The sequence below is a fragment of the Citrobacter sp. Cpo074 genome, from assembly GCF_030332745.1.
In the GTDB taxonomy this organism is placed as follows: domain Bacteria; phylum Pseudomonadota; class Gammaproteobacteria; order Enterobacterales; family Enterobacteriaceae; genus Citrobacter; species Citrobacter portucalensis.
The window spans coordinates 666,028-683,809 of the sequence record NZ_JAOWHG010000027.1 but is presented as its reverse complement, the minus strand read 5'-3'; the positions used below and the strand labels follow the sequence as shown (position 1 = coordinate 683,809).

The window sequence follows — 17,782 nt, the reverse complement described above, 5'->3', positions numbered from 1 at the left end:
TGTACGGACTCTTAATAAATGAAGCTTTTGAAGACAGTGCCCGCAGCATTACTGCTGACGGGAGGCCTGCTTGCGTCAATGCATGCTGTAGCCGATGATTCCGTTTTTACTGTCATGGATGACCCTTCCAGCGCGAAAAAACCCTTTGAAGGTAACCTGAACGCGGGATATCTCGCCCAGTCAGGCAACACAAAAAGTTCTTCTTTAACCGCAGATACCACCATGACCTGGTACGGCCAAACGACCGCATGGTCTCTGTGGGGAAATGCCAGCAATACCTCCTCAAATGATGAGCGTTCATCGGAGAAATATGCCGTAGGTGGCCGTAGTCGTTATAACATGACCGACTATGACTATATCTTTGGGCAGGCAAGCTGGTTGACCGACCGTTACAACGGTTATCGCGAGCGTGACGTACTGACCGCAGGTTACGGTCGTCAGTTCCTCAACGGACCTGTGCACAGCTTCCGTTTCGAATTCGGTCCTGGCGTGCGCTATGACGAGCACACGGATGGCACCACCGAAACACAGCCGTTGGGCTATGCGTCCGGGGCCTATGCATGGCAGATGACGGACAATACCAAGTTTACTCAGGGTGTGTCGGTATTCGGCGCTGACGATACCACGCTCAACTCTGAAACTGCCCTGAACGTTGCCATCAACGAGCACTTTGGGTTAAAGCTGGCTTACAACGTGACCTGGAACTCTGAACCGCCGGCAACAGCGCCGGAGCATACCGATCGTCGCACGACAGTTTCCCTCGGCTATCGGATGTAATGACAAGCCGGGTCAAATAAATGACCTGGCTTTTCTAAGTTAAAGTTAAGTTTATTTAATATTTAATTTGCGTTTTATTTTTTATCTGGTCATAACGCGCTATTTTCAGACAAATTCGATTAATCGATAAATAAACGAAAGCGGAACCGTGGGTGAGCGTCATTTAGCCCCAGATCATCGCAGCCCAGCGCAGCATCAACATGGCCGCACAAATAACGAGCAGAATCACAACCATCTTCCAGTGTTTCTTCGCAAAGCGATTTGTGGGCATTGTTTTTTTCCTGCTCAGGTTAGATGACTTTGTGCAAGTGTAACAAAGACGGTTGGGTGTCAGTGAATTGATTTACATCATAGAGCGCGCGTTGATTGTTGCTTTGATCGACCCGTAATGCCGTGTACACTGTCAAGCGGTGTTATCAAAAAGCGGGTGTAGGTCCAGTGTGGTCTTTAAGGCAACCAGTGACATATTTCGCAGAGTGAAGCGGGAATCAGCCCACACCTTTTTGATAATTTTAAATATTGAATCTTTGTATGTGATCTTACGTGTGGGTCACCACTGCAAATAAGGATATAACATGCCTGTTATTACTCTTCCTGATGGCAGCCAACGCCATTACGACCACGCTGTAAGCCCCATGGATGTTGCGCTGGACATCGGTCCAGGTCTGGCGAAAGCCACTATTGCTGGCCGTGTTGACGGTGAGCTGGTAGATGCTTCCGATCTGATTGAGCATGATGCGAAGCTCTCCATCATCACCGCGAAGGATGAAGAAGGTCTGGAGATCATTCGTCACTCCTGTGCGCACCTGTTAGGGCACGCGATCAAACAACTCTGGCCGCACACCAAAATGGCGATCGGACCGGTTGTTGATAACGGTTTTTACTACGATATCGATCTTGACCGTACGTTAACCCAGGAAGACGTCGACGCGCTCGAGAAGCGGATGCACGAGCTCGCTGAGAAAAACTACGATGTCATTAAGAAGAAAGTCAGCTGGTACGAAGCGCGTGAAACCTTCGTGAAGCGTGGCGAGACCTATAAAGTCTCCATTCTTGATGAAAACATTGCCCATGATGACAAGCCTGGCTTGTACCATCATGAAGAATATGTCGATATGTGCCGTGGCCCGCACGTGCCGAACATGCGTTTCTGCCATCACTTCAAACTGATGAAGACCGCAGGGGCATACTGGCGTGGCGACAGCAATAACAAGATGCTGCAGCGTATTTATGGTACTGCATGGGCAGATAAAAAAGCCCTGAATGCCTACCTGCAACGTCTGGAAGAAGCGGCCAAACGCGATCACCGTAAAATCGGTAAACAGCTTGACCTGTATCATATGCAGGAAGAAGCACCGGGTATGGTGTTCTGGCACAACGATGGCTGGACTATCTTCCGTGAACTGGAAGTATTCGTTCGTTCAAAACTGAAAGAATACCAGTATCAGGAAGTGAAAGGTCCGTTCATGATGGACCGCGTGCTGTGGGAAAAAACAGGTCACTGGGATAACTACAAAGATGCAATGTTCACCACCTCTTCTGAGAACCGTGAATACTGCATTAAGCCAATGAACTGCCCAGGCCACGTGCAGATCTTTAATCAGGGTCTGAAATCCTATCGCGATCTGCCGCTGCGTATGGCTGAGTTTGGTAGCTGCCACCGTAATGAACCGTCAGGTGCGCTGCATGGCCTGATGCGTGTTCGTGGCTTCACTCAAGATGATGCACATATCTTCTGTACTGAAGAGCAGATTCGTGATGAAGTTAACGCGTGCATTCGTATGGTCTACGATATGTACAGCACCTTTGGCTTCGAGAAAATCGTCGTCAAACTGTCCACTCGCCCCGAAAAACGTATCGGTAGCGATGAAATGTGGGACCGTGCTGAAGCTGACCTGGCCGTTGCGCTGGAAGAAAACAACATCCCGTTTGAGTTCCAACTGGGTGAGGGCGCGTTCTACGGTCCGAAAATTGAATTTACCCTGTATGACTGCCTCGATCGTGCATGGCAGTGCGGTACTGTACAGCTGGACTTCTCCCTGCCGTCCCGTTTAAGCGCCTCTTACGTTGGCGAAAACAACGAGCGTCAGGTTCCGGTTATGATTCACCGTGCAATTCTTGGGTCGATGGAACGTTTCATCGGTATCCTGACCGAAGAGTTCGCTGGCTTCTTCCCGACCTGGCTCGCACCAGTTCAGGTTGTGGTCATGAACATCACCGATTCTCAGTCTGAATACGTTAACGAATTAACGCAGAAACTACAAAATGCGGGTATTCGTGTAAAAGCAGACTTGAGAAATGAGAAGATTGGCTTTAAAATCCGCGAGCACACTTTACGTCGTGTCCCTTACATGTTGGTCTGTGGCGACAAAGAGGTAGAAGCAGGCAAAGTTGCCGTGCGCACCCGTCGTGGCAAAGACTTGGGCAGCCTGGACGTAAATGAAGTGATTGAGAAGCTGCAACAAGAGATTCGCAGCCGCAGTCTTCAACAACTGGAGGAATAAGGTATTAAAGGCGGAAAACGAGTTCAAACGGCACGTCCGAATCGTATCAATGGCGAGATTCGCGCCCTGGAAGTTCGCTTAACAGGTCTGGAAGGCGAAGCTTTGGGTATTGTGAGTCTGAGAGAAGCGATCGAAAAAGCTGAAGAAGCTGGAGTAGATTTAGTTGAAATCAGCCCTAACGCCGAACCGCCAGTTTGTCGTATTATGGACTACGGCAAGTTCCTTTATGAAAAGAGTAAGTCTTCTAAGGAACAGAAGAAAAAGCAAAAAGTTATCCAGGTTAAGGAAATTAAATTCCGTCCTGGCACCGACGATGGCGATTACCAGGTAAAACTCCGCAGCCTGGTACGCTTTCTGGAAGATGGCGATAAGGCTAAGATCACGCTGCGTTTTCGCGGTCGTGAGATGGCCCACCAACAGATTGGTATGGAAGTGCTCAACCGCGTCCGTGACGATCTGAGTGAACTGGCAGTAGTCGAATCCTTCCCTACGAAGATCGAAGGCCGCCAGATGATCATGGTGCTCGCTCCTAAGAAGAAACAGTAAGGCCTTCAAGTAGCAATGTCTGTGGAGCCTACGGGTTCCACAGCCGTTGTTCGCCTACGTTTCGTTTATTAACAATGCGAAGTGGAAGTTATTAAAATGCCAAAAATTAAGACCGTACGCGGTGCTGCTAAGCGTTTCAAAAAAACCGGTGGTGGTGGATTTAAGCGTAAGCACGCAAACCTGCGTCATATTCTGACCAAAAAATCTACTAAGCGTAAACGTCACCTGCGTCCAAAAGGCCTCGTGTCTAAAGGCGATCTGGGTCTGGTTATCGCGTGCCTGCCGTACGCATAAGCCGTTAACGTTTAATTCATTTTTTTACTAAGAATATAGATACAGGAGAGCACATATGGCTCGCGTAAAACGTGGTGTAGTTGCCCGTGCACGTCACAAGAAAATTTTGAAACAAGCTAAAGGCTACTACGGTGCGCGTTCTCGCGTATACCGCGTTGCCTTCCAGGCTGTTATCAAAGCTGGTCAGTACGCTTATCGTGACCGTCGTCAGAAAAAGCGTCAGTTCCGTCAACTGTGGATTGCGCGTATCAACGCAGCAGCACGTCAGAACGGTATTTCTTACAGCAAATTCATCAACGGCCTGAAAAAAGCCTCTGTTGAAATCGACCGTAAGATCCTGGCTGACATCGCAGTATTCGACAAAGTAGCGTTCACCGCTCTGGTCGAAAAAGCGAAAGCAGCTCTGGCATAAGCCGGTGAAAAGAGGGAGCCTGGCTCCCTCTCTTTTATTTGTAGTGCAATCAATTAGTTGACAATTTATCCGTAAGCCTTTTCAATAAAGGTTGTCCGGTTTTTACCACACAAGGTAACGCAAGCATGAATGCTGCTATTTTCCGCTTCTTCTTTTACTTTAGCACCTGAACTCAGGAGGCTTGCGCGTGAAAGAAGAAACGGAAAACAGCGCCTAAAAGCCTCCCTGGTGGAGGCTTTTTTTATACGCGTCATCCTTCAAGTTGTCTCTGTATTGGCTGCATTCGCTCTTTGGCCGCGTTGATACAACTTGAATGATTTTGCGTATATACGAGCGACTAGTGAATATCGCAACATAACGAGGAAAACCATGTCACATCTCGCAGAGCTGGTTGCCAGTGCAACGGCCGCCATTAACCAGGCTTCAGATGTTGCCGCGTTAGACAATGTCCGCGTCGAATATTTGGGCAAGAAAGGGCACCTGACCCTTCAGATGACAACCCTGCGCGAACTGCCGCCAGAAGAGCGCCCGGCAGCAGGTGCGGTGATTAACGAAGCCAAAGAGCAGGTACAGCAAGCGCTGAACGCGCGTAAGGCCGAATTAGAAAGTGCTGCGCTGAATGCTCGTCTGGCTGAAGAAACGATCGATATCTCCCTTCCTGGGCGTCGTATCGAAAACGGCGGTCTGCATCCTGTAACGCGTACAATCGACAGGATTGAAAGTTTCTTCGGTGAGCTGGGCTTTACCGTGGCGACTGGTCCGGAAATCGAAGATGACTATCATAACTTCGATGCGCTCAACATTCCTGGCCATCACCCGGCGCGCGCTGACCACGACACTTTCTGGTTTGACGCGACGCGTCTGCTGCGCACACAGACTTCCGGCGTGCAGATCCGTACCATGAAAGAAAAACAGCCGCCGATCCGTATTATCGCCCCGGGCCGCGTATATCGTAACGATTACGATCAGACACACACACCAATGTTCCACCAGATGGAAGGGCTGATTGTTGATACCAACATCAACTTCACCAACCTGAAAGGCACGCTGCACGATTTCCTGCGCAACTTCTTTGAAGAAGACCTTCAGGTTCGTTTCCGTCCTTCCTACTTCCCGTTCACTGAACCATCTGCGGAAGTTGACGTGATGGGCAAAAACGGCAAATGGCTGGAAGTGCTGGGCTGCGGGATGGTTCACCCGAACGTGTTGCGTAATGTTGGCATCGATCCGGAAATCTATTCCGGCTTTGCATTCGGTATGGGTATGGAGCGTCTGACCATGCTGCGTTACGGCGTTACCGATCTGCGTTCTTTCTTCGAAAACGATCTGCGTTTCCTCAAACAGTTTAAATAAAGGCAGGATAAAACAATGAAATTCAGTGAACTGTGGTTACGCGAATGGGTAAATCCGGCGATTGATAGCGATGCGCTGTCAAACCAAATCACGATGGCGGGTCTTGAAGTTGACGGTGTGGAACCTGTTTCCGGCGCGTTCAATGGCGTTGTGGTAGGTGAAGTGGTTGAATGCGGCCAACACCCTAACGCTGACAAACTGCGCGTCACCAAAGTGAATGTAGGCGGCGACCGCCTGCTGGATATCGTCTGCGGTGCGCCAAACTGCCGTCAGGGGTTGAAAGTGGCTGTGGCAACCGTTGGTGCCGTTCTGCCGGGCGATTTCAAAATTAAAGCCGCGAAACTGCGCGGTGAACCGTCTGAAGGCATGCTGTGCTCGTTCTCCGAGCTGGGTATTTCCGACGATCATAACGGGATTATCGAACTGCCTGCCGATGCGCCAATTGGCACCGATATCCGTGAATACCTGAAGCTTGACGACAACACCATCGAAATCAGCGTCACGCCGAACCGCGCCGACTGCTTAGGCATCATCGGTGTAGCGCGTGATGTTGCTGTACTGAACAAAGCCCCGCTGGTTGAACCGGAAATCGCGCCAGTAGCCGCGACCATTAGCGACGTCCTGCCGATTCAGGTTGAAGCCGTGGAAGCCTGCCCACGCTATCTGGGCCGCGTGGTGAAAGGCATCAATGTTAAAGCGCCGACCCCGCTGTGGATGAAAGAAAAACTGCGCCGTTGCGGTATTCGTTCTATCGATGCCGTGGTTGACGTGACTAACTATGTGCTGCTCGAACTGGGCCAGCCGATGCACGCATTCGACAAAGACCGCATTGAAGGCGGAATTGTTGTCCGTATGGCAAAAGAGGGTGAGACCCTGGTATTGCTGGACGGCAGCGAAGCGAAGCTGAATGCAGATACGCTGGTGATTGCGGACCACAACAAAGCGCTGGCGATGGGCGGCATCTTTGGTGGCGAACATTCCGGTGTGAACGATGAAACACAAAACGTCCTGCTGGAATGTGCATTCTTCAGCCCGCTGTCTATTACCGGTCGCGCGCGTCGTCACGGCCTGCACACCGATGCATCTCACCGCTATGAGCGTGGTGTCGATCCTGCGCTGCAACATAAGGCCATGGAACGTGCAACGCGCCTGCTGATTGATATCTGCGGCGGTGAAGCGGGCCCAGTCATTGACGTGACGAACGAAGCCACGCTGCCAAAACGCGCAACCATTACGCTTCGTCGTAGCAAACTGGATCGTCTGATCGGACACCATATTGCCGATGAGCAGGTGAGTGACATTCTGCGTCGTCTGGGTTGTGACGTGACGGAAGGGCAGGATGAGTGGAAAGCGGTCGCGCCGAGCTGGCGTTTCGATATGGAAATCGAAGAAGACCTGGTCGAAGAAGTCGCCCGCGTATACGGTTATGACAATATCCCGAACACGCCGATTCAGGCGGGTCTTATCATGGGTACGCATCGTGAAGCGGATTTGTCGCTGAAACGTGTAAAAACCATGCTGAATGACAAAGGCTACCAGGAAGTCATTACCTATAGCTTCGTCGACCCGAAAGTCCAGTCGCTGCTGCACCCGGGTGAAGAAGCGCTGCTGCTGCCAAGCCCAATCTCTATTGATATGTCGGCAATGCGTTTGTCCCTGTGGACCGGCTTGCTGTCTACGGTAGTGTATAACCAGAATCGTCAGCAGAACCGCGTACGTATTTTCGAAACGGGTTTACGTTTCGTGCCAGATACGCAGGCCAACCTCGGGATCCGTCAGGATCTGATGCTGGCTGGCGTGATCTGCGGTAACCGTCATGATGAACACTGGAATCTGGCAAAAGAGACCGTTGATTTCTATGATCTGAAAGGCGATCTGGAAGCGGTTCTCGACCTGACAGGCAAACTGGCAGACATTCAGTTCAAAGCTGAAGCGAATCCAGCACTGCATCCGGGTCAGTCTGCGGCGATTTATCTGAAAGGTGAACGTATTGGTTTCATTGGGGTTGTTCATCCTGAACTGGAACGTAAACTGGATCTGAACGGTCGCACTCTGGTGTTTGAACTGGAGTGGAATAAGCTCGCAGACCGCGTGGTGCCTCAGGCGCGTGAAGTTTCTCGCTTCCCAGCGAACCGTCGCGATATCGCAGTCGTTGTGGCAGAAAACGTTCCCGCTGCGGATATTTTATCCGAGTGTAAGAAAGTTGGCGTAAATCAGGTAGTTGGCGTAAACTTATTTGACGTGTACCGCGGTAAGGGTGTTGCGGAGGGCTATAAGAGCCTCGCTATCAGCCTGATCCTTCAGGATACCAGCCGTACACTTGAAGAAGAGGAGATTGCCGCTACCGTCGCCAAATGTGTAGAGGCATTAAAAGAGCGATTCCAGGCATCATTGAGGGATTGAACCTATGGCGCTTACAAAAGCTGAAATGTCAGAATATCTGTTTGATAAGCTTGGGCTTAGCAAGCGGGATGCCAAAGAACTGGTCGAGCTGTTTTTCGAAGAGATCCGTCGTGCTCTGGAAAATGGTGAGCAGGTAAAACTCTCTGGTTTTGGTAACTTCGATCTGCGTGATAAGAATCAACGTCCGGGCCGTAACCCGAAAACGGGCGAAGATATTCCCATTACAGCACGGCGCGTGGTGACCTTCAGACCCGGACAGAAGTTAAAAAGCCGGGTTGAAAACGCAACGCCCAAAGAAGAGTGATTTAACGATACGCAGAGTATGACGCGTATAACTAAAAAGGCCGCTATGCGGCCTTTTTCCTTTTCACTACCGAATCAGCACCGTAGAATCACCTCCATCTCTTTTCAGCAGAATGGAAAACATGCTGACTTTCGCCCATCAACAACAGCGCCGAAACGTGCGCTGGATACTGTCACTGTCAGTACTTATGCTACTGGCAACGATTCTAAGCTTGTGCGCAGGAGAACAATGGATCGCTCCCGGCGACTGGTTCAGCGCCCGCGGCGATCTGTTCGTCTGGCAAATTCGACTTCCCCGTACCCTTGCCGTTTTGCTGGTAGGCGCTGCATTGGCCTTATCTGGCGCAGTGATGCAAGCTCTGTTTGAAAACCCGCTCGCAGAGCCTGGATTACTGGGCGTATCTAACGGCGCGGGAGTCGGGCTTATCGCGGCGGTGCTGCTGGGGCAGGGGCAACTCCCCGGCTGGGCGTTGGGCCTTTGCGCCATTGCCGGAGCGCTGATTATCACACTTATTCTGCTACGTTTCGCCCGTCGACATCTGTCTACCAGTCGTCTGCTGCTGGCGGGAGTGGCGCTGGGGATTATCTGCAGCGCGCTGATGACATGGGCTATCTACTTCTCTACCTCGTTTGACTTACGACAGCTGATGTACTGGATGATGGGGGGCTTCGGTGGCGTAGACTGGCATCAGGCCTGGCTCATGGTGGCGTTGATTCCGGTGCTGGTGTGGATCTGCTGTCAGTCGCAGCCGATGAATATGCTGGCGTTAGGAGAGACTTCTGCGCGTCAGCTAGGACTGCCATTATGGTTCTGGCGCAACCTGCTGGTGGTTGCCACAGGCTGGATGGTTGGCGTGAGCGTGGCTCTGGCAGGGGCGATTGGTTTTATTGGGCTTGTGATCCCGCATATTTTGCGACTGTGCGGCCTCACCGATCACCGTGTTTTACTGCCAGGTTGTGCGTTGGCTGGCGCAATCGCATTATTGTTTGCTGATGTTGTCGCGCGTTTGGTGCTGGCCTCGGCTGAGTTACCTATCGGCGTGGTAACGGCCACCATGGGTGCACCGGTATTTATCTGGCTATTGTTAAAAGCCGCGCGCTAGAACGCGTTGGTTCGGTCTATGATTAAAAACTGAAAATCCACCTGTTGTTCTGGAGATGCTATGCAAAACACTATCCTCGATACAGAAGTGACGACCATCGACGGCGAGGTTACCTCACTGCAGCCGTATTCCGGGAATGTGCTGTTAATCGTCAACGTTGCTTCAAAATGTGGACTGACGCCGCAGTACGAGCAACTGGAAAATCTGCAGAAAGCCTGGCACCAACAGGGCTTCAGCGTTCTTGGTTTCCCTTGCAATCAGTTTCTGGGCCAGGAGCCGGGCAGCGAAGAGGAAATAAAAACGTACTGCAGTACCACATGGGGCGTAACTTTCCCGATGTTCAGCAAAATTGACGTCAACGGCGAGGGACGCCATCCGCTGTATCAGAAGCTGATTGATGCCGCGCCAACGGCCGTTGCGCCTGCGGATAGTGGGTTCTACGAGCGAATGGCGAGCAAAGGTCGTGCGCCGCTCTACCCGGACGATATCCTGTGGAATTTCGAGAAGTTTTTAGTGGGTCGCGATGGAAAAGTGCTGCAACGATTCTCACCGGATATGACGCCTGAGGATCCCATCCTGGTGCAAACCATCAAGCAGGCGCTGGCAAACTAATGTCTCGATTGATGCAGCTACAGGACGTCGCGGAATCGACCCGTCTCGGCCCGCTTTCTGGTGAGATCAAAGCAGGAGAGATCTTGCATTTAGTGGGACCAAACGGTGCCGGAAAAAGTACGCTGTTGGCGCGTATGGCGGGTCTGACAAACGGAGAAGGCAGTATCACTTTTGGTGATATGCCGTTGGAGGAATGGCCCGCCGCCAGGCTGGCGCAATATCGCGCCTATCTTGCGCAACAGCAAAATCCGCCGTTTGCCATGCCGGTCTGGCATTTTCTGACGCTGCATCAACCCGACAAAGCACGCACCGATCTGTTACAGGAGATCGCCGATGCGCTCGGCCTGGGAGATAAACTGGGGCGCGGCGTGAACCAACTCTCCGGCGGTGAGTGGCAGCGTGTGCGCCTGGCTGCGGTTATCCTGCAGATTTGCCCACAAGCGAATCCATTAGGTCAGCTTTTACTGCTGGATGAGCCGATGAACAGTCTGGATGTCGCGCAACAAAACGCACTGGACCGCTTGTTGAGTCAGCTTTGTTTGCAGGGCATAGCGATTGTGATGAGTAGCCACGACCTTAATCACACCTTACGCCATGCGCATAAAGCCTGGCTACTCAAACGCGGGAAACTGCTTGCCAGTGGTTCACGAGATGCGGTACTGACGCCGGCCAATCTGTCTGCGGCCTATGGCGTCAACTTCCGACGTTTGGATATTGAAGGGCACAGAATGCTCATATCAACCACTTAAGTGAAATGGGTTCTTGAAAATCATATAATTTCCACGCTAAATTGGCATAAAAATAAAATTCAGAGGATTCGTACTGAATGCGCTTTTGGCTCCTTTTCATCACAGCATTGTTTTTGGCGGGCTGCAGCAGCCATCGTGCGCCTGCGCCAAATGCCCGCTTGTCGGATTCTATTGCCGTTATCGCCGGTCTTAATGATCAGCTACAAACCTGGCATGGCACACCCTATCGTTATGGCGGTATGAGTCGTAGTGGGGTGGATTGTTCTGGATTTGTTTTGATGACGATGCGCGATAAATTCGACCTGCAACTTCCGCGCGATACGCGTACGCAATCAAAGATTGGTACCGAAATTGATAAAGACGATTTGCTGCCCGGCGATCTGGTTTTCTTTAAAACCGGGTCTGGGGAAAGCGGTCTGCATGTTGGTATTTACGATACCAATAATCAATTTATTCATGCTTCAACCAGCCGTGGCGTGATGCGCTCGTCTCTGGATAACGTTTACTGGCGTAAAAACTTTTGGCAGGCACGACGTATTTAATCCCCCGCAACTCCGAGGCTGCCATCGAGTGCGCAGCCTCAACATCACCATTTGAAAGTTAACTTTTATTTCTGCTTTTGGTTAGACAATACCCCTGAACATTAAGAGCGTATCTTGCTAAAAATATGATTTATTCCGAGATATTAAAAAGTGCAAAGCTGGATATTCGCTTATAATCAGGATAAGCTAAAAAAAAGGATTCGATTTACCGGCTAAAAAGGGAAAAATGAAAGGGCCTCTACTTGCATCAGCAGTAACGTATTTCTCCATCCTTTGCTACAGGATGCCGGATAACACCCATGCAGCGGGGCTGGCACGATGATTGTTTCACTGGATAATCTTTACCATTCTGAGTTCTCTTTTCTTCCTGCGAGAAGCGAAAAAGGCGATCTTGAATTCGTCGATATCATCACCAGTTTCGCCAGTGCGCATGGGGATGTGCGTATACCCACCGAGCTGGTCCTACCTCGGATGTCAGACGACGAACAATGTCGTTTATTTGTAGAAAAACTAGAATTAATCGAAACGTGCCAACATTTTTTTATTCAGCGAAAAGTATCCGCCTGGATTAATTTAACGCCAGCAGTTGCTAATACTTTATTATCAGATACTGAACTTGCTTCACAAGTTGAACGATTTTCATTTCTGGAGCTGACTATTAATGAAAGCTATCCGGAGTTAAACAAAGGTAAAGATAATCCAATATTGGCCGCACTTGCTGCGCGATTTCCATTAGTCCTGACAAACTATGGTTCTGGCGGTATATCAACCCGGGCAATTTTTGACGGCCTGTTCAAACGCGTCGTGCTGGATAAAAACTTTGTTCAACAAAGGATTGCACATATTTCGTTTGAACCGTTTATGCGGGCTATTCTGGCGCAACTATCGCCCAGCTGTGAGTCAATAATCATTAGCGGAATTGATACACAAGAGATGCTGGAGCGCGTCTTGCCTGTGGGATTTAGTGCCATGCAGGGAGGATTGTGGCCTGCGGTGCCTCCTGCGCAGATAATTTCGCTCGCTAAGATATAACCCTTTTATTTGCTGGTGTTTAACAGCCTATTAACAGTCTACACTAGAGGCAGGAGGCCCTATGACCCTGTCTTTTACCACTCGCTGGCGTGATGAACTACCAGCAACCTATACCGCGCTTTCACCCACCCCTCTGAAAAACGCGCGCCTTATCTGGCATAACGATGCGCTGGCGGAGCAATTAGCAATTCCTGCGGCGCTATTTGATATTCCGACTGGTGCAGGCGTTTGGGGCGGCGAATCGTTGCTTCCCGGGATGTCGCCTTTAGCCCAGGTTTATAGTGGGCATCAGTTCGGCGTCTGGGCTGGTCAGCTTGGCGACGGACGAGGGATCCTGCTGGGCGAACAACAGCTCGCGGATGGTTCAACGTTTGACTGGCACCTGAAAGGCGCCGGACTCACGCCGTATTCCCGCATGGGTGATGGGCGTGCCGTGCTGCGCTCGACCATTCGTGAAAGCCTGGCCAGTGAAGCGATGTACTACCTGGGAATACCGACCACGCGGGCATTGTCGATTGTCACCAGTGACACGCCGGTTTATCGCGAAACGGTCGAAGCAGGGGCGATGCTCATTCGTGTGGCGCAAAGCCATATGCGGTTTGGCCATTTTGAGCATTTTTACTATCGCCGAGAGCCGGAAAAAGTGCGCGAGTTGGCTGACTTTGCGATTCGCCATTACTGGCCGCAATGGCAGGAAGAAGCCGATAAGTATCAGCTGTGGTTTAACGATGTTGTCACGCGTACTGCGACGTTAATCGCTGACTGGCAGGCGGTAGGATTTGCGCATGGTGTTATGAACACGGACAACATGTCGATTCTGGGTCTGACGATGGATTACGGTCCATTCGGTTTTCTTGATGATTACGTGCCCGATTATATCTGCAACCACTCTGACAATCAGGGGCGATACAGCTTCGATAATCAACCGGCTGCCGCGTTGTGGAACCTGCAACGTCTGGCGCAAACTCTGTCGCCGTTTATCCCGGTCGAGGCGCTAAATGATGCGCTGGACAGTTACCAGCTGGCGCTGTTAACTCGCTATGGTCAGCGGATGCGGCAAAAGCTCGGCTTCTTTAGCGAGCAGGAAGACGATAACGAACTGCTTAGCGAACTGTTTAGCCTGATGGCGCGAGAAAGAAGCGACTATACGCGAACGTTTCGCATGCTCAGCGAAACGGAGCAGCACAGTGCGCAATCTCCGTTGCGCGATGAGTTTATCGACCGCGCAGCATTTGACGACTGGTTCACGCGGTATCGCTCGCGCCTTCAGCAAGACAATATTGCCGATGCAGTCAGACAAACACAGATGAAGGCGGTAAATCCGGCGATGGTATTACGTAACTGGCTGGCGCAACGGGCGATTAGTCAGGCAGAGCAGGGGGATTATGCCGAACTGCATCGGTTGCACCAGGCGTTGCGTACCCCGTTTGCCGATCGCGATGATGACTATGCCAGCCGTCCACCTGACTGGGGCAAACGGCTGGAAGTAAGTTGTTCAAGCTAAGGGGCCAGAAATACCTGCGGGGAGGCGTTGGCCGGATGCTGGCCAACGTGTACCTGAGCACCGTACCAGCGCTTCAGATCATCGGCCTTTAACACAGTTTCCGGTGTTCCCTGCGACACCAGCCTGCCGTTGTGCAGCAGCACTATTCTGTCTGCCCACAGTGCGGCGAGGTTCAGATCGTGAAGCACAATGCACACATGCAGCTCACCCGAAGCGGTTAGCGTTTTTAGCATGCGCAACAGATGCTGCTGGTGGTAAAGATCCAGCGCGGAGGTCGGTTCATCAAGGAATAACCAACCGCGAGGCGCACCGTCGTACCAGAGTTGCGCCAGCGCACGGGCTAACTGCACTCGCTGTTGCTCGCCGCCGGAAAGCGCGGCGTATTGCCGGCCTGCCAGAGGCGTACATCCGGTCATCTCCATTACCTGTGCAATAAGCCCAGGTTCCGGTCGTTGGGTCCAGGGCGCGCGACCCATCGCGATGACGGCCTCTACCGGCCAGTCAAATCCAAGTTGCGTTTGCTGACGCATTACCGCCCGGTGTCGCGACAGCATTTGGGTAGGCCACTCCTCCAGCAGTTTGCCCGCCAGCACGCAGCGCCCGGTAGCCGGTTTCAGAAAACCGGTCAGCAAGCGTAGCAGAGTGGATTTCCCCGCACCGTTTGGGCCGATGAGCGCCACCAGTTCACCTTTTGTAAGGGCGAGTGATACGTCGTCGATCACCGCTCTGCCAGCTACGTGATAGTGAAGCCCTTCAGCGATGAAATGTTCAGCCATGCGGTCCTCGCTGACGAAAAATAAGCCATAAAAACCACGGTGCGCCGAGAAGACTGGTCAACAGACCGACCGGCATCTCCGCAGGCGCAACCGCCGTACGGGCCAGTGTGTCTGCAATCAGCAATAAAAACGCGCCCGCCAGCACGGAACCCGGAATAACGGCCCGATGGTCTGAGCCGAGCCACATACGTATTAAATGTGGGATGACCAACCCGATAAAGCCAATCACGCCGCTTACCGCCACGGCTGAGGCAACCAGTAGTGCGCTACAAAGCAGCAAAATACGCTGGATTGTACGCACATCAACGCCGAGATAATGCGCCTCTTCCTCACCCAGTTGCAGAAGATTCAGCGCCGGAGCAAGTCGCCAGATGATCAGCACTGTCGGGATTGTCAGTGAAGTGACAGCCAACAGTGTGGACCACTGCGCGGCCCCCAGACTTCCCATTCCCCATAGCGACAGCTGGCGCAGTTGCGCATCATTACTGACCCACGACAAAACGCCAACCGCCGCCCCACAGAGCGCGTTAATGGCAATGCCGACCAGCAGCAGGCGTGAGAGTGAACCGTCGCGCTGTTGGCTAAGGATAAAAATCACTACGGTTGCCGCCAGCGCGCCGAAAAAAGCGGCCAGCATTGGAGCATACAACATCAGCAGCGCGGGCAAGGATACAGGCAGCACCACCCACAGGGCCACAGCGCAGGCGGCGCCACTGCTTATTCCCAGTAATCCAGGGTCTGCAAGTGGATTGCGAAACAGCCCCTGCATCACGCAGCCCGCGAGCGCCAGAGAGCCGCCAATCACCAGCGCCAGCAGGACGCGGGGCAGACGAATCGTGAGCCAGATTTGACGCAATGCCTCATCGCCATCACGCCAGAGCAGACTTACCGGCAGGCGCAACGCGCCAAAACCGGTAGCCAGAACCGTCATTACAACCAGCATCAATGCCAACATCCACAATGAACAGGTGATCCGCCGGGACATCAGGGCAATTGCTCCGCTTTAGCACGAAGCTGCAAAATAGCCTGTGGCGTGCGAACGCTGAAGCCCAACAGCGCCATATCGTCAACCTGCAATACCTGTTTATTCCTTCCGGCAGGTGTTTGCGCAAGTCCCGGTAGCGCCCACAGATTTGCCTCGCCACCCATCGCCTTAACACCTTCTTGTGAAATCACTACCAGATCGGGCTGGCTGGCAATGACGCCTTCTTGTGACAGCGGCTGATAGCGATTAACGCCCTGCATCGCGTTGCGTAGACCTGCGGCACGAATCGCCGCATCGGCTCCGGTTTGCTGGCCCGCCGCCATCGCGGTCATCCCGCCATGATTGAGAATAAACAGCACACGTTTATTAAGTTCAGATGACGGGAGCGTCGCCAGTTCCTGACGTAACGTTGCGCGCAGCGTTTCGCCGTCGGCCTCCCGATGAGTAGCCTCGGCGATAACCCGAACTTTTTCATCAATCGCGTTAAGATCGTTGCTTGCTGGGATCGTGACAACCCTGACGTTGCTCTGCTCGAGCTGTTTTAACACCAGAGAAGGCTGCGCCTGCGCGCTGGCAAGGACCAGCGTAGGGCGTGTGGCAAGGATCCCTTCGGCGTTGAGCTGGCGCAAATAACCAACATCAGGTAACGCGGTTGCCGCAGCAGGCCATTGGCTGGTGCTGTCTCTCGCCACAAGGGAGGGTTGTGCTCCCAGTGCGTATACGATCTCGGTGACATCGCCACCGAGGGCAACAACTCGTTCCTCGGGCGCAGCCAGTGCGGCGAAGGGCAGCAGCACGATCAGGGCCAGCAGTTTTTTCATGCGGCCAGTCCTTTCGGCGTTAGCGCGTCAATCTGTGTGCGCCATTGCGTCTGTTCCGGCTCGCCTTCCGTACGTTGACCATACAGTTGTGCGATTTGCGTACCGTCGGCAGCAAACAGTTCCAGACTGGTGACGTGACCATCGGCGGTCGGTTTGCGCGTCACCCACGTTTCAGCCACGCTCTCTTCCAGCAGATGTAGGGTAAAGGTTGGGTTGAAGATGTTTAGCCAGCCTTTCATCGGTACCAGTTTTTCAATCACGCCGGTAAAAATCTGTACACAGCCGCGATTACCCACAAAAACCATAATTTCGTTGCCATCCTGACGCGCGGTGTCGAGTAACTGCGCCAGTGCACTATTAGAAACCTTACAGGCCAGATCGTCGCCCACCAGATTAAATGCCTGTTGGCGAGTGAGTTCATGGCGTTTCAGCAGACCGAAGAACTGGTGGACATCGGTCATCGCTCGCCACTCTTGATCAACGGTCTGCGCATCGACCGTGACGGCGGCAGGCGCAGAATTGTTGGCGGGTTGCAGTGCCAGCGGCGGGTTTTCTGCAAAGATGAAACGGGTCAGCAACGCTGCCCATTCCTCAACGAGGGTATTTTGCGTGGTATAGACCTTCAGCAGCGCATCTCCCTGATGGTCGAAGAACTGAATGCTCTGACGCTCACCATGGGCGGTTGTTTCGCTGATATGAAAGGTGCTGGCCCACTGATTCAGGAAAAGACGCAGATCGAGGGCGCGCGGATTGAGAACCAGTCCGGCATGACCGTTGAGGTGCTGATTGGTAAAAGCACCCACCTGCTCATGTACTGCGTATTCATTGCGGCAAATACATTTGGTTTCGCCAACTGCTTCCAGTGCGCTGAGAATTTCACGCACTTCGCCACGTAAGCGCCAGGCATCGTGACCGACGCGTGCAAAGGTCAGTTCGGCTTCGCTAATATTCATCAACCCCGCAATATCACGTGCGTATTTGCCAGGATTTTCTTTCTTCAGTTCCAGCCAGCGTGTGTAATGATTCATTGTCTCTTCCTTCCAGATTGCGGCCCCGGCGAACCGGG

20 protein-coding genes and 1 other annotated feature are annotated in these 17,782 nt (G+C 52.4%); of the genes, 15 read left to right on the top strand and 5 right to left on the bottom strand.

Annotation, left to right across the window (positions count from 1 at the left end; all coding sequences use genetic code 11):
- Positions 1 to 18 precede the first annotated feature (18 nt).
- A complete protein-coding gene (locus OGX83_RS07870) occupies positions 19 to 777 on the top strand; it encodes a DUF481 domain-containing protein (protein ID WP_286587728.1) in 759 nt (252 codons plus the stop codon).
- A gap of 163 nt (positions 778 to 940) precedes the next feature.
- Here OGX83_RS07870 and yniD read toward each other — a convergent pair whose 3' ends face one another.
- A complete protein-coding gene (yniD, locus tag OGX83_RS07865) occupies positions 941 to 1,048 on the bottom strand; it encodes a small membrane protein YniD (RefSeq protein WP_003030590.1) in 108 nt (35 codons plus the stop codon).
- A gap of 304 nt (positions 1,049 to 1,352) precedes the next feature.
- Here yniD and thrS point away from each other — a divergent pair, with 304 nt between their 5' ends.
- The 14 genes from thrS to selO all read left to right on the top strand — a co-directional run bounded on the left by thrS (position 1,353) and on the right by selO (position 14,134).
- On the top strand, positions 1,353 to 3,281 hold the full coding sequence (thrS, locus tag OGX83_RS07860) for a threonine--tRNA ligase (protein ID WP_003832572.1): 1,929 nt from the start codon (positions 1,353 to 1,355) through the stop codon (positions 3,279 to 3,281).
- A 3-nt stretch (positions 3,282 to 3,284) separates the two neighbouring features.
- Positions 3,285 to 3,827: a translation initiation factor IF-3 gene (gene infC / locus OGX83_RS07855; protein WP_048997935.1), complete on the top strand. Its 543-nt coding sequence runs from the start codon at positions 3,285 to 3,287 to the stop codon at positions 3,825 to 3,827.
- A 96-nt stretch (positions 3,828 to 3,923) separates the two neighbouring features.
- Positions 3,924 to 4,121 (top strand): 50S ribosomal protein L35, encoded by a 198-nt coding sequence (rpmI, locus tag OGX83_RS07850; protein ID WP_003030583.1) that lies wholly within the window; start codon positions 3,924 to 3,926, stop codon positions 4,119 to 4,121.
- Positions 4,122 to 4,176: 55 nt separating this feature from the next.
- A complete protein-coding gene (gene rplT, locus OGX83_RS07845; protein WP_003030578.1) occupies positions 4,177 to 4,533 on the top strand; it encodes a 50S ribosomal protein L20 in 357 nt (118 codons plus the stop codon).
- 120 nt (positions 4,534 to 4,653) lie between these two features.
- Positions 4,654 to 4,778, top strand: a sequence feature (Phe leader region).
- Complete coding sequence (gene pheM, locus OGX83_RS07840; RefSeq protein WP_001386830.1) at positions 4,659 to 4,703, top strand: pheST operon leader peptide PheM; 45 nt, start codon at positions 4,659 to 4,661, stop codon at positions 4,701 to 4,703. Its footprint overlaps the feature before it by 45 nt.
- 124 nt (positions 4,779 to 4,902) lie before the next feature.
- Positions 4,903 to 5,886, top strand: a complete 984-nt coding sequence (pheS, locus tag OGX83_RS07835; RefSeq protein ID WP_003832580.1) for a phenylalanine--tRNA ligase subunit alpha — start codon at positions 4,903 to 4,905, stop codon at positions 5,884 to 5,886.
- Between the two features lie 15 nt (positions 5,887 to 5,901).
- Positions 5,902 to 8,289, top strand: a complete 2,388-nt coding sequence (gene pheT / locus OGX83_RS07830) for a phenylalanine--tRNA ligase subunit beta (protein ID WP_032943162.1) — start codon at positions 5,902 to 5,904, stop codon at positions 8,287 to 8,289.
- Positions 8,290 to 8,293: 4 nt separating this feature from the next.
- On the top strand, positions 8,294 to 8,593 hold the full coding sequence (ihfA, locus tag OGX83_RS07825) for an integration host factor subunit alpha (RefSeq protein WP_003030571.1): 300 nt from the start codon (positions 8,294 to 8,296) through the stop codon (positions 8,591 to 8,593).
- A 121-nt stretch (positions 8,594 to 8,714) separates the two neighbouring features.
- Complete coding sequence (btuC, locus tag OGX83_RS07820; protein WP_003832584.1) at positions 8,715 to 9,695, top strand: vitamin B12 ABC transporter permease BtuC; 981 nt, start codon at positions 8,715 to 8,717, stop codon at positions 9,693 to 9,695.
- Between the two features lie 60 nt (positions 9,696 to 9,755).
- Positions 9,756 to 10,307 carry a glutathione peroxidase gene (locus tag OGX83_RS07815; RefSeq protein ID WP_003832585.1) on the top strand — a complete coding sequence of 184 codons (552 nt, stop codon included), beginning with the start codon at positions 9,756 to 9,758 and terminating at the stop codon, positions 10,305 to 10,307.
- On the top strand, positions 10,307 to 11,056 hold the full coding sequence (gene btuD, locus OGX83_RS07810; RefSeq protein WP_008784579.1) for a vitamin B12 ABC transporter ATP-binding protein BtuD: 750 nt from the start codon (positions 10,307 to 10,309) through the stop codon (positions 11,054 to 11,056). The genes OGX83_RS07815 and btuD overlap by 1 nt, the downstream gene beginning before the upstream one ends.
- A gap of 77 nt (positions 11,057 to 11,133) precedes the next feature.
- Complete coding sequence (locus OGX83_RS07805) at positions 11,134 to 11,598, top strand: NlpC/P60 family protein (RefSeq protein WP_003832591.1); 465 nt, start codon at positions 11,134 to 11,136, stop codon at positions 11,596 to 11,598.
- A 318-nt stretch (positions 11,599 to 11,916) separates the two neighbouring features.
- Positions 11,917 to 12,630 carry an EAL domain-containing protein gene (locus tag OGX83_RS07800; RefSeq protein WP_063941497.1) on the top strand — a complete coding sequence of 238 codons (714 nt, stop codon included), beginning with the start codon at positions 11,917 to 11,919 and terminating at the stop codon, positions 12,628 to 12,630.
- 61 nt (positions 12,631 to 12,691) lie between these two features.
- On the top strand, positions 12,692 to 14,134 hold the full coding sequence (gene selO, locus OGX83_RS07795) for a protein adenylyltransferase SelO (RefSeq protein ID WP_286587726.1): 1,443 nt from the start codon (positions 12,692 to 12,694) through the stop codon (positions 14,132 to 14,134).
- On the opposite strand, the gene OGX83_RS07790 is transcribed toward selO, so the two are convergent.
- Genes OGX83_RS07790 through chuS form a run of 4 tightly spaced genes read right to left on the bottom strand, consistent with a single transcriptional unit; the run spans position 14,131 to position 17,744 of the window.
- Positions 14,131 to 14,910 carry a heme ABC transporter ATP-binding protein gene (locus OGX83_RS07790; RefSeq protein WP_286587724.1) on the bottom strand — a complete coding sequence of 260 codons (780 nt, stop codon included), beginning with the start codon at positions 14,908 to 14,910 and terminating at the stop codon, positions 14,131 to 14,133. The two genes, selO and OGX83_RS07790, sit on opposite strands and share 4 nt — an antisense overlap.
- Complete coding sequence (locus OGX83_RS07785) at positions 14,903 to 15,895, bottom strand: FecCD family ABC transporter permease (protein ID WP_003832595.1); 993 nt, start codon at positions 15,893 to 15,895, stop codon at positions 14,903 to 14,905. Before OGX83_RS07785 ends, OGX83_RS07790 begins: the two co-directional genes overlap by 8 nt.
- Entirely contained in the window at positions 15,895 to 16,716 is an 822-nt protein-coding gene (locus OGX83_RS07780; RefSeq protein WP_048235502.1) for a heme/hemin ABC transporter substrate-binding protein, read from the bottom strand. The genes OGX83_RS07785 and OGX83_RS07780 overlap by 1 nt, the downstream gene beginning before the upstream one ends.
- The gene (chuS, locus tag OGX83_RS07775; protein ID WP_048226740.1) at positions 16,713 to 17,744 is read right to left on the bottom strand and encodes a hematinate-forming heme oxygenase ChuS; all 1,032 of its coding nucleotides are present in this window, start codon (positions 17,742 to 17,744) and stop codon (positions 16,713 to 16,715) included. The genes OGX83_RS07780 and chuS overlap by 4 nt, the downstream gene beginning before the upstream one ends.
- Positions 17,745 to 17,782 lie beyond the last annotated feature (38 nt).

Bases quoted from the DNA above. Each gene is read 5' to 3' on its own strand.
- OGX83_RS07805 (WP_003832591.1), top strand. From the start codon at position 11,134: ATGCGCTTTTGGCTCCTTTTCATCACAGCATTGTTTTTGGCGGGCTGC.
- btuD (WP_008784579.1), top strand. From the start codon at position 10,307: ATGTCTCGATTGATGCAGCTACAGGACGTCGCGGAATCGACCCGTCTC.
- OGX83_RS07780 (WP_048235502.1), bottom strand. From the start codon at position 16,716: ATGAAAAAACTGCTGGCCCTGATCGTGCTGCTGCCCTTCGCCGCACTG.
- pheT (WP_032943162.1), top strand. From the start codon at position 5,902: ATGAAATTCAGTGAACTGTGGTTACGCGAATGGGTAAATCCGGCGATT.
- selO (WP_286587726.1), top strand. From the start codon at position 12,692: ATGACCCTGTCTTTTACCACTCGCTGGCGTGATGAACTACCAGCAACC.
- chuS (WP_048226740.1), bottom strand. From the start codon at position 17,744: ATGAATCATTACACACGCTGGCTGGAACTGAAGAAAGAAAATCCTGGC.
- OGX83_RS07790 (WP_286587724.1), bottom strand. From the start codon at position 14,910: ATGGCTGAACATTTCATCGCTGAAGGGCTTCACTATCACGTAGCTGGC.
- pheS (WP_003832580.1), top strand. From the start codon at position 4,903: ATGTCACATCTCGCAGAGCTGGTTGCCAGTGCAACGGCCGCCATTAAC.
- OGX83_RS07785 (WP_003832595.1), bottom strand. From the start codon at position 15,895: ATGTCCCGGCGGATCACCTGTTCATTGTGGATGTTGGCATTGATGCTG.
- ihfA (WP_003030571.1), top strand. From the start codon at position 8,294: ATGGCGCTTACAAAAGCTGAAATGTCAGAATATCTGTTTGATAAGCTT.
- rplT (WP_003030578.1), top strand. From the start codon at position 4,177: ATGGCTCGCGTAAAACGTGGTGTAGTTGCCCGTGCACGTCACAAGAAA.
- thrS (WP_003832572.1), top strand. From the start codon at position 1,353: ATGCCTGTTATTACTCTTCCTGATGGCAGCCAACGCCATTACGACCAC.
- OGX83_RS07800 (WP_063941497.1), top strand. From the start codon at position 11,917: ATGATTGTTTCACTGGATAATCTTTACCATTCTGAGTTCTCTTTTCTT.
- btuC (WP_003832584.1), top strand. From the start codon at position 8,715: ATGCTGACTTTCGCCCATCAACAACAGCGCCGAAACGTGCGCTGGATA.
- yniD (WP_003030590.1), bottom strand. From the start codon at position 1,048: ATGCCCACAAATCGCTTTGCGAAGAAACACTGGAAGATGGTTGTGATT.
- rpmI (WP_003030583.1), top strand. From the start codon at position 3,924: ATGCCAAAAATTAAGACCGTACGCGGTGCTGCTAAGCGTTTCAAAAAA.
- OGX83_RS07815 (WP_003832585.1), top strand. From the start codon at position 9,756: ATGCAAAACACTATCCTCGATACAGAAGTGACGACCATCGACGGCGAG.
- OGX83_RS07870 (WP_286587728.1), top strand. From the start codon at position 19: ATGAAGCTTTTGAAGACAGTGCCCGCAGCATTACTGCTGACGGGAGGC.